Genomic DNA, 14,768 nt, shown 5'->3' on the forward strand with positions numbered 1-14,768 from the left:
CGTCTGCATTTGTCTGGAACGCATCACGCAAAATCACGACTTCAATGCACATTCCCGCTTTTTCACCGCAGGGCCTGTGCTATAACAAGTCATCACTTTCATGGAGGACACTATGTGACGCATACCCGGGATATTCCACAATCGTTCTGGCGTGATGAGCAACTGCCGTGGCTGGAGCTTCGCAGCACCTGGCAAAGTCAGCAGGCCTATAAGCGCCATCACCACTCTCAGCTCTCGATTGGGGCAATTCTCGAGGGAGGAACCTGCTGCCTGTGCGATGACAAGGAATACCATCTGAAGGTGGGCGATCTCATTGTGATCCCACCACTGGCACCTCACAGCTGTAATCCCGTCAACGGGGAATTTCGCAGCTATCACATGCTTTATCTTGATGCCCGGTGGTGTCTTACCCATCTGCCTGCGCAGAACAGCAATCAACGGCTTAGCACGTGCACTCCTGTTATCCGCGATCCGCAATTATTCCAGTGCTACATGCACCTTGTGGCGCTCATGCCGCAACGGCAAACGACGCAGATAACTGATGCCGCACAAGCATTGCTGCGCTCGCTGCCATTGCAGTCGATAACACCGGAAAACCTAAGCGTCACCAGCCAGTATCTGCGCGAGCGGTTGCAGTCCAGTCTGCACTCCCCACCCTCGCTGGATGAGCTGGCAGATGAGTGTCACATGCGTAAAGAGACGCTGATTCGGACCTTTAAGCAGGACACCGGGCTGACGCCGGGAAATTATCTGAACATCATGCGGATTGACTATGCCCGTCAGCGGCTACGGGCCGGGGACGAGATTGTCGATGTCGGCTATCAGAGCGGGTTTGCCGACCAGAGCCATTTCCATCGCACCTTTGTTCGCTACACAGCAGCCACACCGCGCCAGTACGCACTGGGACGATCAATATCAGACAATAATTAGCGTTGCGTCAGGCGTACGCTGATCTCTGATTCATTTTCTGAGGTCGCTATGTCGCTGCTTGCTGAACTTTTTCCGTCTGCTTTTCCCGCGCTGGCGCTGGCGCATTTTGTTGCACTACTCAGCCCAGGGCCGGACTTCTTTTTACTGGTCGGTTACGCCGTACGTTACCGGATGCGCGGCAGCGCCGGACTGTGCGTGGGGATCGCCATTGGCAACGGGCTGTATATTCTGCTGGCGATTATTGGTTGGGGGATTCTGCGCCAGCTTCCCCTGCTGTTTACGGTTATTGAGCTGCTGGGCGCGCTCTATTTATTATGGATTGGCAGCCTGCTTATACGCAGCCGCCCGCAAACCCTGACCGGAGCAGACGCCCAGTCTACCTGTCCAGGATTTGGTAAACAGCTGCTGCTGGGATTAGGTTCATCGCTGCTCAACCCAAAAAATGCGCTGTTCTATCTGGCGCTGATGACCGCCCTGCTCGGCCCGTCGGTGACGCTGCTGCAACAAACCATGAGCGGGATCTGGATGACCAGCGTGGTGTTGTTCTGGGATCTGCTGATCGTGATGTTCATCGGCTTACCGCAGATCCAGCGACGGTTAACCAGAAGGATATTGTGGATCGAGCGTATCGCCGGCGGCGTATTGATCATCTTCGGCAGTGCGATCGCGCTGCGGTTTCTGCAGAGCGTCACTTTCTGATAAGCGTGACGATTTTCTGCAAATAAAGCGGATAAACTCGTTTAATTAATATCCAATCCGCATTACACTTTGGGTGGCTATTATCCATTCAACCAATTCTTCCCGAGGTGCGATGTGCTGATTGTTACCTGTAATCGTTACGTTTTCTGACTCGAGTCTGAAAACGTTTCTCCTGTTTGCGCCTCGCGCAGGCAGCGTTTTTGATTACATGAAATTCAGTACATTTGCAGTCTGCTTTTTTCTGTCATCGGTCTGACGTCTCAAAGACGGTATTGAATTTCGCTATTCCCGTTGAGGGTTTTCTCCCGAAAAGGAGCTGTTTTATGCAACGGATTCTCGCGTTTTTCTCCCAACGCACCACGACGCTATTTTTTCCTGTCGCGTTGATTTTATATGACTTCGCCGCTTATCTGTCGACGGACCTGATCCAGCCAGGCATCATCAATGTGGTGCGTGATTTCAACGCCGACGTCAGCCTGGCCCCCGCTGCGGTGAGCCTCTATCTGGCTGGCGGCATGGCGCTGCAATGGCTGCTGGGACCGCTCTCCGACCGGATTGGCCGTCGACCGGTGCTGATTGCGGGGGCGTTAATCTTTACGCTCGCCTGCGCTGCCACGCTATTGACCACCTCAATGACGCAATTTCTGGTCGCCCGATTTGTACAGGGCACCAGCATCTGCTTTATCGCTACCGTTGGCTATGTCACGGTGCAGGAGGCGTTTGGGCAAACGAAGGCCATTAAGTTAATGGCGATAATCACCTCCATTGTGCTGGTTGCGCCAGTTATCGGCCCGCTCTCCGGCGCAGCGCTGATGCACTTTGTACACTGGAAGGTCCTGTTCGCCATTATCGCCGCCATGGGGCTTATCGCCCTGATAGGGCTAGCGTTAGCAATGCCGGAAACCGTTAAGCGCGGCGCGGTGCCGTTCAGTGCACGCGGCGTACTGCGTGATTTCCGCGACGTTTTCCGTAACCGGGTGTTCTTGTTTGGCGCAGCCACGCTGTCGCTAAGCTATATCCCGATGATGAGCTGGGTGGCGGTCTCGCCGGTGATCCTGATCGACGCTGGCGGTATGAGCACATCAGAGTTCGCCTGGGCGCAGGCACCGGTGTTTGGCGCGGTGATCGTCGCCAATATGGTGGTTGTTCGTTTTGTGAAGGATCCAACCCAGCCACGCTTTATCTGGCGGGCGGCCCCCATTCAACTGAGCGGACTGGCGGTGCTGATTGTCGGCAATTTGCTGTGGCCGCACGTCTGGCTGTGGTCGGTGCTGGGAACCAGCCTGTATGCGTTTGGCATTGGTATGATCTTTCCGACGCTGTTCCGCTTTACGCTGTTTTCCAACAACTTACCGAAGGGTACGGTCTCGGCGTCGCTGAATATGGTCATCCTGACGGTGATGGCGGTTTCTGTCGAAATCGGACGTTGGCTGTGGTTTAACGGCGGCAGGATTTCGTTTCATCTGCTGGCGGTTGCGGCGGGTATTGCTGTCGTCTTTACCCTGGCAGGCTTACTGAAGCGGGTTCGCCAGCATGAAACAACAACGTTAGCCACTGAAAACTAACCTGCCGGATGGCACTGACGCTTATCCGGCCTATGTCGTAGTGATAGGCCGGATAGGGCGCTTGCGCCGCATCCGGCAACCATCACATTATCTTAAGCAATGCGCGCAAACCCTGCTTCCAGATCGGCAATCAGGTCGCCAATATCCTCAAGGCCAATATGCACCCTGACCAGTGTGCCGCTGAAATCTACCTCTCCGGCTGGGCGAATGCTGTTCAGCTCTTCTGGCTGATTCGCCAGAATAAGCGACTCAAATCCGCCCCACGAATAGGCCATATGGAACAGCGAGAAGTTATCGAGGAAATTCGCCATCTGCTCGTCGGTCAGTCTCTTTTTCAGCACAAACGAGAACAGGCCTGAGCTTCCGGCAAAGTCACGCTGAAAATACTCGTGTCCCGGACATTCCGGTAATGCCGGATGATTCACCCGCGCCACTTCCGGCCTTGCCGACAGCCAGCGGGCAATATGGATGCTGCTCTCCTGATGCTGCTTAAGACGTACCGCCAGGGTACGCAATCCACGGCTGCCGTTGTAGGCCGTATCGGCATCCAGCGTTTGCCCCATCAAATAGGAGTTCTCGCGCAGACGATCCCAACAACGCGCGTTGGACACCGCCGTGCCCAGCATGCCGTCCGAATGACCGATGGTGTACTTCGTTCCCGCCTGAATGGAAATATCCACGCCATATTCCAGCGCTTTGAACAGCACACCCGCCGCCCAGGTGTTGTCGATCATAATGACAATCTCCGGATTAACCGCGCGGATAGCTTTCACCATCCCCGGTACATCCTGGACTTCCATGGTGATCGAACTTGGCGATTCGAGGAATACAACTTTCGTTTCCGGACGCAGAAGATCAACGATACCAGCACCAATCAACGGATCGTAATACGTTGTTTCCACATTGAATTTACTCAGGATCTTATTGCAAAAATCCTGAGTTGGCTCGTAGGCCGCGCCCGTCATCAAAATATGATCGCCACCCTGAACAAACGCCAGAATCGCATTGGTCACCGCCGCAGCGCCACACGGGTATAGCGCGCAGCCAACGCCGCCTTCCAGTTCGCTCATTGCCTTCTGGAAGGCAAAGTGGGTGTAGGTTCCGCGGCGACCATAAAACAGCTCGCCATTTGCGCGATTGGCGGTGGCGAATTTTTTGTCTTTCACGGTATCAAACACCAGCGAAGAAGCGCGCTGGATAACCGGATTCACCGCTCCCTGGGTGTAGCGTTTGTCGCGACCCGCAACAACCAATTGCGTCTCAAGCTTCATTGCGTCTTTCATAACATCTCCTGTTCTTAATCCGTGTGAAACCTATACCACCGCAGCAGTAGAGTTTATTTCAGTGTTGGTCTGCTTTTTTCCAGCGAACCGTTCAACAATCTGCGCCGCATTCAAATCATGGATAACGTTAATCAGTGTGGCAGGCGCATCGGTAATCGTGCCCAGCACTACCAACATCGGGATCGCTTCCATTGGCAGGCCCAGCGTAGTGACGATAAAGATTTCACCGAGGAATGCCCCGCCCGGTACGCCGCCGACGATAATGGCGGAGAGCACCGCAATCAGCATGGTCAGGAAGAAGGTCTCGGTGGTGAACTCCATGCCCAGCACGGAATAGATAAAGACAATTTTCAGCGCGGCAATCATCGCCACGCCACCTTTGTTCAGGTTAACCAGTAGCGGAATGGAGACATCAACGATTTCCGGGTTAATCCCCATCGCCTTACCGGCACGCAGCGTCACCGGGAGAGTCCCCAGCGAAGAGCAGGTTCCCAGCGCAGTCGCAGACGGTTCAATCGCATTACGCCAGAAGGCTTTGACCGCCGGAATCCCGCCGCCAATATACGAATAGAGAATCGAGCCAAAAACAAAGTAGACCAGCGTGGCCACCATGAACAGGCCGATGGCGCGAGCAAAGGTCAGCAGCAGTGCAGAGTCCTGACTGGCCATAGTGGCAGCGAAATAGCAGCCCAGGCCAATCGGTGCAACCTTCATAATGATTGAGACGATCTTCATGATCACGGTATTGGCATCTTCCAGCAGCGACGCAATGCGCTTACCGGCCTGATCCGATTGACCAATCGCCACACCAGCAATAATCGCCATCACAATCAGCGCCAGAATATTGGACTTAGAAAACAGTCCGATAAAGTCGCTGGTCGTGATCATGCTGACAAAATCCATCTTACCGCTGCCCGCCTGCACCGACTGCGAAAGATCGATAGTGACGCCCTGCGCCGGGTTATACCATAGCGCCAGCGCAACGATCCCGGCAGCCGGAATAAAGGCCATTGCGATCGAAACAATAAAGATAATCGCCATAATGCGCCCCAGCCTTTTCAGGTCGGTCATACTGGCGATCGAAGACATGACGCTGATCCCCACCAGCGGCACAATAATCATAAATAGCAGATTTAAGAATATCTGGCCGATTGGCTGGAGTTTACTTGCAAATGAGGGGGCATAAATACCTAATAAGCCGCCAATCACCAGAGCAACTAATAAAATAATCGACGATCTGTAGGGTTCGAGTCGTGACCACATAATCGGTACCTTTAGAATAATATTTAATGAGATTAAATTCACAATGTGATGAGTTTCCGTTTCGCCTCCTTTTATTTTGTGACGTAACTCACCTAAGTTGTTATTTTTTCATTTTGCCAGCAAGTTGTTTCCTGTGATTCAATAGTTGCATGTTTAAAACGCGAATGTAACGGCCTATTCGTACCGTTTTTGCAAATCACTTGTGAATAAAAGGAAACTATGAGTACGCCGATTTCACTCAAGCATCTGGAGTTTTTCATTAAAATCGTCGACTGCGGAGGATTGTCAGAAGCCGCGGCGCAGCTCAACGTCTCGCCATCTGCGGTCAGCAAAAGCCTGGCGGCAATGGAAGATACGTTAGGCACGACATTAATTAAACGTACCACCCGCAGTATTACCCTGACCGATGCCGGGCAATATCTCTTTAACCGCGCCAATAAGCTTTTGAAAGAATTCGATGAAACGCTGAATACCACCTCCGGTTATTATCACAGCCCGCAGGGTGAATTACGCATAACCTGCTCAATTGCGTTTGGTTATTCCCGGCTGGTGAACCTGGTGGATAAATATCGTTCCCAGTTCCCAGATGTGAATCTGTATATCGATCTCAACGATAACTTCGTGAATCTGAACGAAACAGATTTCGACATCGCCCTGCGAATCTCCACCGCACCACCGCAGAACTACGCAATGCGCAAGCTGGTGCCTGTCCGCTGGGCGTACTGCGCCTCACCCGGCTACCTTGCCAAAAAAGGCATGCCCCAGCGTCGTAGCGATCTGGTCAATCATGATTGCCTGGTTTACCCAGGTCTCACGCCGGTGCTGAAGGTGGCGGATGAACAGGATCGTCTGCATCAGTTAAAACTGCATATGCCTATCCAGGCCAACAGCAGTCTGGTATTGCTGAAATCGGTGTTAGAAGATCAGGGAGTGGCGTATTTGCCCACCTATCTGATTGGCGATCATATTCAAAAAGAAGAGATAACGCCGCTGATGCTCGACGGCACCATCACCTGCGAAACCCACGCCCTGTATGCGCTCTATTTTCCCAGTAAGTACAGCAATCCGAAGGTGCGATCGTTTATCGATTTTCTGGTGGCGGAACTCGGCCCCTTACCCGCCTGGGACAACTGGATCCCAGAGTAAGCTTTGCACGTCTGAAAATGGGAGGCGCTCCACATTTTTTGCGCGATCCCCCCGTCTGGCTCTATCCTTAAGCCTATGAATAAAATTGCTGAACTCAAACGCGCCAAGCGACTGGCGCTCTCATTGCTGCTGATTGCCGCCGCTACCTTCGTCATCACGCTGTTTCTGCCGCCTAACTTCTGGGTGCTCGGGATCAAAGCGATCGCCGAAGCGGCGATGGTCGGCGCGCTGGCGGACTGGTTCGCCGTGGTGGCGCTTTTTCGACGGGTACCAATCCCGTTTATCTCGCAACATACGGCGATTATCCCACGCAATAAGGATCGGATCGGGGAGAATCTCGGTCAGTTTGTGCAGGAAAAATTTCTCGACACCCAGTCCCTGATCGCCCTGATCCGCCGCCATGAACCGGCGTTGTTGATTGGTAGCTGGTTCAGCCAGCCGGAAAACGCCCAGCGAATTGGCCAGCATCTGCTGCAGATCATGAGCGGTTTTCTCAAACTCACCGACGACGCCCGCATTCAGCGGCTGATCAAGCGGGCAGTGCACAAAGCCATCGACAAGGTCGATCTCTCCGGTACCAGCGCGCTGATGCTGGAAAGCATGACCAAAAACAACCGCCATCAGGTGTTGCTCGACACATTGATCGCCCAACTTATCGCCCTGCTCCAGCGCGACAGTTCGCGGGCGTTTATCGCCCGACAGATCGTGCACTGGCTGGAGACCGAGCATCCGCTGAAAGCGAAGATCCTGCCGACTGAATGGCTGGGCGAGCACAGCGCCGAACTGGTGTCTGATGCCGTTAATTCCTTACTGGATGACATCAGCCACGATCGGGCGCATCAGATCCGCCACGCCTTCGATCGCGCCACGTTTAAGCTAATCGATAAGCTCAAACACGATCCGGAGATGGCCGTGCGGGCCGAAAACATGAAAAACTATCTGAAGGAAGACGAAGCTTTCAACCGTTATCTTGGCGAACTGTGGGCAGACCTGCGCCAGTGGGTGAAAACCGACATTAACGCTGACGATTCGCGCGTGAAGCAGCGCATCGCCAGCGCCGGACAGTGGTTCGGCGAAACACTGGTTGCCGACAGCGCCCTGCGCGCCTCACTGAATGGGCATCTGGAGCAGGCCGCGTATAAAGTTGCGCCGGAGTTCGCCACCTTCCTGACGCGCCACATCAGCGACACGGTGAAAAGCTGGGATGCGCGCGATATGTCGCAGCAAATTGAGCTAAACATCGGCAAAGATTTACAGTTTATCCGCATCAACGGCACGCTGGTCGGCGGTTCTATTGGACTGGTGTTATATCTGTTGTCGCAAATTCCTTCCCTGCTGACGCTGGCGAATTTTTAAGGAGAAAGTAAAACGCCCATTTTTATTTTACTTTTCATTATCATTTGCACATGTAATATAACAATTATCAAACTAACAGCGTGAAATGAGAGTCCGTATGTCCCAGGGAAGCCCCGATTCAAATCGTCATGCCATCAGCGTCGCGCTCTTTGGCATGCTGGTCTTAACGCTGGGCATGGGAATTGGACGCTTTCTGTATACGCCGATGCTCCCGGTACTGCTCTCGGAAGGTCAGTTTACGTTTGACCAGCTCTCCTGGATTGCCAGCGCCAACTACGCCGGATATCTGGCGGGAAGCCTGCTCTTCTCCTTCGGGCTCTTCCATCTTCCCTCACGTTTACGCCCGATGTTGTTAACTTCTGCGCTCGCTACCGCAGGGTTGATTCTGGCAATGGCAAGCGTTAAGCAACCCGCGCTGGTGATGCTGATCCGTTTTCTGGCAGGCGTCGCCAGTGCCGGTATGATGATTTTTGGTTCGATGATCGTCCTGCATCATACCCGGCATCCCTTCGTGATCGCCGCATTGTTTTCCGGCGTTGGCGCAGGCATTTTGCTGGGCAATGAATATGTCATCAGCGGTCTGCATTTTGCGCTGTCATCGCACACGCTTTGGCTGGGGGCAGCGGCTGCTTCCGCTGTATTCTTTGTGCTACTCGTTATGCTCCTGCCATCTCGCGACCATGCGCTCCCCGCCGCAGCACCGGTAAAAACAGAGCATCAGCCTATGTCCTGGTGGCTGCTGGCGCTACTGTATGGATTGGCCGGATTTGGCTACATCATTGTCGCTACATACCTGCCACTGATGGCGAAAAGTGCCGGGTCGCCGCTGCTTACGGCCCATCTCTGGTCGTTGGTCGGCATATCGATTATTCCGGGTTGTTTCGCCTGGCTGTGGGCTGCCCGACGCTGGGGGGTATTGCAATGCCTGACGGCGAATTTACTGATCCAAAGTGCCTGCGTGGTCATGACGCTCGCCAGCGACTCCTTGCCGCTGCTGGTGATAAGCAGCGTGGGTTTTGGCGCAACGTTTATGGGGACCACTTCGCTGGTCATGCCGCTCGCCCGTCAACTTAGCGTACCGCGCAATATTAATCTGCTGGGCCTGGTCACCCTGACTTACGGCATTGGTCAAATACTCGGGCCGCTATTAACCAGCCTGCTGGGAAGCGGCGCTCAAGCGATCGTTAATGCCACGCTATGCGGTGCCGTCGCCTTGTTTATTGCGGCACTGATCAGCCTCACACAATTATACAAACAGCGTTTCGCCTCCCCCAAAAGGGTATAATCGACAACCTTATAAACAGGTATCTTAGGATTAGTCCGCAATCAAATGTCAACATTTAATAAACCACAAATAATCAGCAATTACCCGCCAGACAATTTATAATTCCCGGCTGTTCATTTATAAACTCAATTTAAAATGCGTAAAAATGGACATATTAACTCAGCATCAACACTATCTTCGGGAAAAGTACATGTCATGGTTTAAAAAAATACTACTGGGGTTAATTATTTTGGTGGGTTTAATTGGCACGCTAAAGGATTATAAAGACTTTGGCCTGTTTGGCGCGTTAGGATTGTTTCTTATATTCCTGTTAACAACAACATTTTTATGGCAATGGGCCTCTGGCAGGTTACCAGAGATAACTCAGCTTCAGGCCGTATTTATTTTACTGGCCAGCGCGGTAGCCTCAATTTTTGTTATCAATATGGCAATTGCCGGAAATTTGCATGTGGATTTAATGGAGGTCATGTACGTTACCATTACGCATAATCCACTTTTTTACCTGATTCTCTGCGTGGTCGCATGGGTAAAAGTGGGCATCTGGCAATGGCTGTTTAGCGGTGTACAGGTGAAAGAGAGTCAGCCAGTTTAAACACGGCAGAGGTAAAAAAGGCGTCTTAACTAAGACGCCTTTTATGCTAGTACAACAAATTAGAATTGATAGGTCAGACCTGCAACAACCTGGTTGTCGTCGTCTTTGCCATCGAGCAGGTTAATTTTGTAACCCACATCAGCCACGATGTTTTTGTTGAAGTAGTAATCCGTGCCCAACGCTACGTATTCAGTCAGGTCATTATTGTTGTTGTCACGCGCGTGAACGTAACCCACGTTCGGACGCAGACCAAAATCAAACACATACGCAGCCATTGCTTCAAAGTGCTCAGCTTTATCCGCATCCTGAATCAGGTTGTGGGACTCACCGTACATGGTCGCGACGTAGATGGCATTAGCATCATATTTCAGACCCGCGCCCCAGAACTCTGCGTTTTCGCCATCCCATTTACCGTCTTTATTGCCTTTCTTTTGGGCTGCTGTGATTGAACTATTTGTGTAGGTCGCAATAGCAGACACGCCGGAATCCGCAATGTTGTCATAGCCCAGGGAGAAGCCGTAGCCGTTACCGTGCTGCTTAGTCAAATTAGGTTTTGTCGGGTCTTCCGAGTTGGCATCACCTTTACCCTGGTATTGCGCACCAATGTTCAGACCATCAACGGCTCCAAAGAGATTTTTGGTGCGGAGTGTTGCAACGCCAGAAGTACGTGAAGTAAGGAAGCGGTCAGCATCTTCAAAAGAGTCGCCGCCGAACTCTGAAAGAGTGTCAGTGTAAGCTCCCACGTCGTAAGCAATACCGTAGTTACGACCGTAGTCAAAGCTAACGTCATGGCCATAATCCAGGCCAGCAAACGCCAGACGTGTATTGACGCCATTCTGAGAACCTTCTGCTTTAGAGGCATCAAACTGACTTTCAAATTGGCCATAACCGGTCAGTTGATCGTTGATTTGTGTCTCACCGCGAAAACCCAGACGCGCGTATGTACCGTCGGCATCGGTGCCGCCAGTCCAGGAATGGACCGCTTTTACTTTGCCGTACAGATCCAGTTTGTTGCCATCTTTATTATAAATTTCCGCTGCATGAACGGAGGTTACCCCTAATACCATTACAGCTAATGCCATTGCTGACTTTTTCATGTTATTACTCACTTTTAATTGTGAATTTTGCTATCAACTTTGTTATGAAGGCAGAATACCCGCATAAAAAAGCCCCCTATGGAAAAGGGGAAAACCTCTAACACACCAATGAAGGTAATAATAAAGTGGCAAGACACATATCATTTTGGGTTAAATAAAACCCGAACAGAGAGTAATTACTTGGATTCTTCGCTTACGCTCTCATTAACAGAGCGATATAACATTATTGCTTCGGCAATAATATCTTGTTTACTTTTACGGGTTTCAAATGCCAGCGTACGAACATATTCCCACAGAGAGGTATCGACACGGGCACTTAAAAGAACCATATCTTTTGAACGGGTACCCCTGGCCTTTCTAATATCGGGGTAATCTCGAGAGGGCATTATCATCTCCTGAACGCAAACACGCTTATGGCGATGAAATATGCAGTCAGTGTAAAAACATGTCAACGGCAAAATACAGTGACAATAGTAATGAAACTGTTAATAACGGACAAAAAACTGGAACAGCATTTCAAATGAAAGATAACTTGATTATAGAATAATGTGTAATTTTAACTTTACATATATTCACTTTTATTCATTTGATTAAAAAAGCCAGAACTATTGACAATAAACATGACCTCAAATCAAAACATCATTACAGCCAATAAGTTACGTGCCGTTATTAATGTCTACATTTCCGTGAAGCGCCTGTTTTTATGCACTGTTATTCCGGGCAGCCTCGCTCTGACCACCGCGGAAATCAGTTTGATTCTCACTTAACACAGGCCCGTTTTGTCTAAAAATAAGCACGGAAAGGTAAAAATAAGGTAAACAATGCATTTTTTCGCATGCAAAAATAAGTTGTTTTTAATTGATATAAATCAATTTTCACCGCGTAACGACGGAGGAAAAATCATCATCTGAGGTGATGGAAACCTTTTTTTACGTGACGTTCATGACGAGAAAAAAGCGTTGTTATGCAATAAACTTTTGTGCTGAAAAGTGTCGCGCGGGCTGCAACAGCCCGCATGGGAGAGAAAGGAAAATCAGGCGTTAACTTTATCCAGCGGCCAGGAATCAAACAGATAACCATCAAAGTCGATGTCATCAACATTTGAAAACTCCAGCAGGCGCTGTTTGACGTTTTCCAGATGCTGCCACATTGCCAGCTTGGCTGCGCGGGCATCCTTTTTGATTAATGCCGCCAGGATCTGTTTGTGGTCACCCATCCACTCTTTACGGTAATGGGTATCGTCAAGGTGGCTATGGAGCTGGATCCACATCGGGTTGTTTTCACGCCACTGCCATGACTGGCGAAACAGCTCCACCAGCATGCTGTTATGCGTGGCTTCGGCTATGGCGAGATGGAACTGCATGTCGCCGCTTTCAGAACCGTTCGCTTCGCTGGAGGCCAGCTCCCGCTCTTCCAGCTGTAACGCCTGGCGCATTTTAACGATATCTTCACGGGTAGCCTGCAGCGCGGCGAATTCGGCGATATTGCTTTCCAACAGCTGTCGCGCCTGCAGCAGCTCAAACGGACCCGCGTCATTGCAATGATTGACATCCGTACTGTCGATGGTCTGCGCATCTGCATTGTCGAGTACGTAGATCCCGGCGCCGCGACGCACGTCCACCAGACCTTTAATTTCCAGCATAATTAACGCTTCGCGAACCACCGTGCGAGTGACATTGAGTATCTCAGCAATTTCACGTTCCGGCGGCAAACGCTCCCCGGGCTGGTACGGCGTCTGGACAATCAGATCGCGGATCATTGCACCCACTTCCTGGTAGGGTCTTTGTTGAGAAGTGTTCGATTTCATCGTGTTATGTCCGTCAGATGCGTCAATTCAGATCCGTAGGCCGGATAAGGCACATGCGCTGCCATCCGACACCTGTGCCGTTGGCTGATGGCGACGCTGACGCATCTTATCAAGCCTACAAAAAACGTTTTTTCGCCTGAACTATAGCATTTGCGGGAAGCCAAAAACAGAAAACGGGTCAACCAAATCAGCATTTTGATTGACCCGTCATACTTCGGGGATTATGCGTCAGCGCCTAACGCCGCAACGCACTCGCGTGCACCGTGTTCACACAGCTGTTGATACGTCGCGATAACTGTCTCCACAAAATCAGCGTTTTCCGCCAGATCATGGCCAAAAATGCCGCTCAGCCCCAGCAGCGCCGTCACGCGTTCGGCCCCCTGGAACTGTTGGTTAATGCGCTGGAACTCAGCCAGCAAGGGGTCGACAACATCAATGGCCTGCCCCTGTTCATCCACGCCACGGGTGTAGCGCATCCAGCCCGCCACGCCCAGCGCCAGGTGACGCCAGTCGCTGGCGTTTTGCAGATGCAGACGCACCGGATCCAGCAGGCGCTGCGGCAATTTCTGGCTGCCGTCCATCGCAATCTGCCAGGTGCGGTGACGCAGTGATGGGTTGCTGAAACGCTCAATGAGCAGCGTCGCATAGGCGTTAAGATCGGTGCCTTCCGGCATCGACAGCGTCGGCGCTTGCTCCTGCATCATCAGCGCGAACGCCGCTTTGCGATACGCCGGATTTGTCATGGTATCAGCGATAGTTTCATAGCCGCCGAGATAGCCCAAATACGCGAGGAAAGAGTGGCTGCCGTTGAGCATACGCAGTTTCATCATTTCAAACGGTACCACATCGGCAACGAACTGCGCACCAACGTTGTCCCAGTCAGGGCGACCGTTGACAAAGTTATCTTCGATAACCCACTGACGGAATGGCTCACAGGCGATAGCACACGGATCGTACACCCCCAACTGGTCGGCAATCTCTTGCAACGTTTCTGGCGTCGCCGCCGGAACAATGCGGTCTACCATGGTGCACGGGAAAGTGGCGTTAGCCTCAATCCACTGCGCCAGCTGCGGGTCGCGCGCCTGCGCCAGACCCAGCACCGCGACTTTCGCCACATGACCATTTTCACGCACGTTATCGCAAGACATCACGGTAAAGGCCGCAAGCCCTTGCTCACGACGCAGATGCAGCGCCTGTACGATGTAACCAATCGCCGATTTCGGCGCGCCTGGATTCGCCAGATCGTGTTTAATCAGCGGGTTATTGAGATCTAACTGTCCGCTGGCAGCATCGGTGCAGTAGCCTTTTTCCGTGACCGTCAGCGAGACAATTGCCGTCTGCGGGCGCGCCATAGCCTGTAAAATACCATCACAGCCGTCAAGCTCCGGGTGCAACGCTTCTTTCATCGAGCCAATCACTTTCAGCACGGTGTTGTCCGCGCCTTTTTCCGCCACGGTATACAGCAGTTGCTGTTTGCGCAGGTTTTCAATCAGGACGCGATCGTTACCCGGCATCAGGTTAACTTCACAGATCCCCCAGTCGCTGTCGGTGGTTTCCAGCAGATGATGGGTGTACAGCGCCTGATGCGCGCGGTGAAATGCGCCGCATCCCAGGTGAACAATGCGGGATTGCAGGCGCGAGCTGTCCCATGCAGGGCGAGCAACCGGCAGGTTGCTATTGGCAATTGTCGTTGTCATCGTGAACTCCAGAACCCGTTGAATGACCAACGGAAGAGAAAAGAAAAA

Annotated in this window: 13 protein-coding genes; 7 read left to right on the top strand and 6 right to left on the bottom strand. The window is 51.9% G+C overall.

Annotation, left to right across the window (positions count from 1 at the left end; all coding sequences use genetic code 11):
- Positions 1–114: 114 nt before the first annotated feature.
- The 3 genes from BZK42_RS15520 to mdtM all read left to right on the top strand — a co-directional run bounded on the left by BZK42_RS15520 (position 115) and on the right by mdtM (position 3,194).
- Positions 115–930 (top strand): AraC family transcriptional regulator, encoded by an 816-nt coding sequence (locus BZK42_RS15520; RefSeq protein ID WP_080859418.1) that lies wholly within the window; start codon positions 115–117, stop codon positions 928–930.
- A gap of 48 nt (positions 931–978) precedes the next feature.
- Positions 979–1,629 carry a LysE family translocator gene (locus BZK42_RS15525; RefSeq protein ID WP_080859419.1) on the top strand — a complete coding sequence of 217 codons (651 nt, stop codon included), beginning with the start codon at positions 979–981 and terminating at the stop codon, positions 1,627–1,629.
- A 323-nt stretch (positions 1,630–1,952) separates the two neighbouring features.
- Positions 1,953–3,194, top strand: coding sequence for a multidrug efflux MFS transporter MdtM (gene mdtM / locus BZK42_RS15530; protein ID WP_080859421.1), 1,242 nt, complete (start codon positions 1,953–1,955; stop codon positions 3,192–3,194).
- 92 nt (positions 3,195–3,286) lie between these two features.
- Here mdtM and metC read toward each other — a convergent pair whose 3' ends face one another.
- Both metC and BZK42_RS15540 read right to left on the bottom strand, forming a co-directional pair.
- The gene (gene metC, locus BZK42_RS15535) at positions 3,287–4,477 is read right to left on the bottom strand and encodes a cystathionine beta-lyase (RefSeq protein WP_016155600.1); all 1,191 of its coding nucleotides are present in this window, start codon (positions 4,475–4,477) and stop codon (positions 3,287–3,289) included.
- A gap of 30 nt (positions 4,478–4,507) precedes the next feature.
- Positions 4,508–5,740: a dicarboxylate/amino acid:cation symporter gene (locus BZK42_RS15540; protein WP_003019196.1), complete on the bottom strand. Its 1,233-nt coding sequence runs from the start codon at positions 5,738–5,740 to the stop codon at positions 4,508–4,510.
- A 219-nt stretch (positions 5,741–5,959) separates the two neighbouring features.
- Here BZK42_RS15540 and BZK42_RS15545 point away from each other — a divergent pair, with 219 nt between their 5' ends.
- The 4 genes from BZK42_RS15545 to BZK42_RS15560 all read left to right on the top strand — a co-directional run bounded on the left by BZK42_RS15545 (position 5,960) and on the right by BZK42_RS15560 (position 10,119).
- Positions 5,960–6,886 carry a LysR family transcriptional regulator gene (locus tag BZK42_RS15545; protein ID WP_016151563.1) on the top strand — a complete coding sequence of 309 codons (927 nt, stop codon included), beginning with the start codon at positions 5,960–5,962 and terminating at the stop codon, positions 6,884–6,886.
- Positions 6,887–6,961: 75 nt separating this feature from the next.
- Positions 6,962–8,242 carry a DUF445 domain-containing protein gene (locus BZK42_RS15550; RefSeq protein WP_080859423.1) on the top strand — a complete coding sequence of 427 codons (1,281 nt, stop codon included), beginning with the start codon at positions 6,962–6,964 and terminating at the stop codon, positions 8,240–8,242.
- Positions 8,243–8,339: 97 nt separating this feature from the next.
- Positions 8,340–9,527: an MFS transporter gene (locus BZK42_RS15555; protein ID WP_016151561.1), complete on the top strand. Its 1,188-nt coding sequence runs from the start codon at positions 8,340–8,342 to the stop codon at positions 9,525–9,527.
- Positions 9,528–9,717: 190 nt separating this feature from the next.
- The gene (locus BZK42_RS15560) at positions 9,718–10,119 is read left to right on the top strand and encodes a hypothetical protein (RefSeq protein ID WP_049269974.1); all 402 of its coding nucleotides are present in this window, start codon (positions 9,718–9,720) and stop codon (positions 10,117–10,119) included.
- A gap of 59 nt (positions 10,120–10,178) precedes the next feature.
- Here the strand turns inward: BZK42_RS15560 and BZK42_RS15565 are convergent, their stop codons facing one another.
- From BZK42_RS15565 to BZK42_RS15580, 4 genes are all read right to left on the bottom strand, one after another.
- Positions 10,179–11,216 carry a porin gene (locus BZK42_RS15565; protein WP_047414552.1) on the bottom strand — a complete coding sequence of 346 codons (1,038 nt, stop codon included), beginning with the start codon at positions 11,214–11,216 and terminating at the stop codon, positions 10,179–10,181.
- 176 nt (positions 11,217–11,392) lie between these two features.
- Positions 11,393–11,602, bottom strand: coding sequence for a hypothetical protein (locus BZK42_RS15570; protein WP_047358398.1), 210 nt, complete (start codon positions 11,600–11,602; stop codon positions 11,393–11,395).
- 647 nt (positions 11,603–12,249) lie between these two features.
- A complete protein-coding gene (uxuR, locus tag BZK42_RS15575; RefSeq protein ID WP_080859425.1) occupies positions 12,250–13,023 on the bottom strand; it encodes a Uxu operon transcriptional regulator in 774 nt (257 codons plus the stop codon).
- A gap of 221 nt (positions 13,024–13,244) precedes the next feature.
- Positions 13,245–14,720 (bottom strand): fructuronate reductase, encoded by a 1,476-nt coding sequence (locus BZK42_RS15580; RefSeq protein ID WP_080859427.1) that lies wholly within the window; start codon positions 14,718–14,720, stop codon positions 13,245–13,247.
- Between the last annotated feature and the right edge of the window lie 48 nt (positions 14,721–14,768).

Origin of the sequence: Citrobacter braakii, assembly GCF_002075345.1 — a bacterium.
GTDB lineage: Bacteria > Pseudomonadota > Gammaproteobacteria > Enterobacterales > Enterobacteriaceae > Citrobacter > Citrobacter braakii.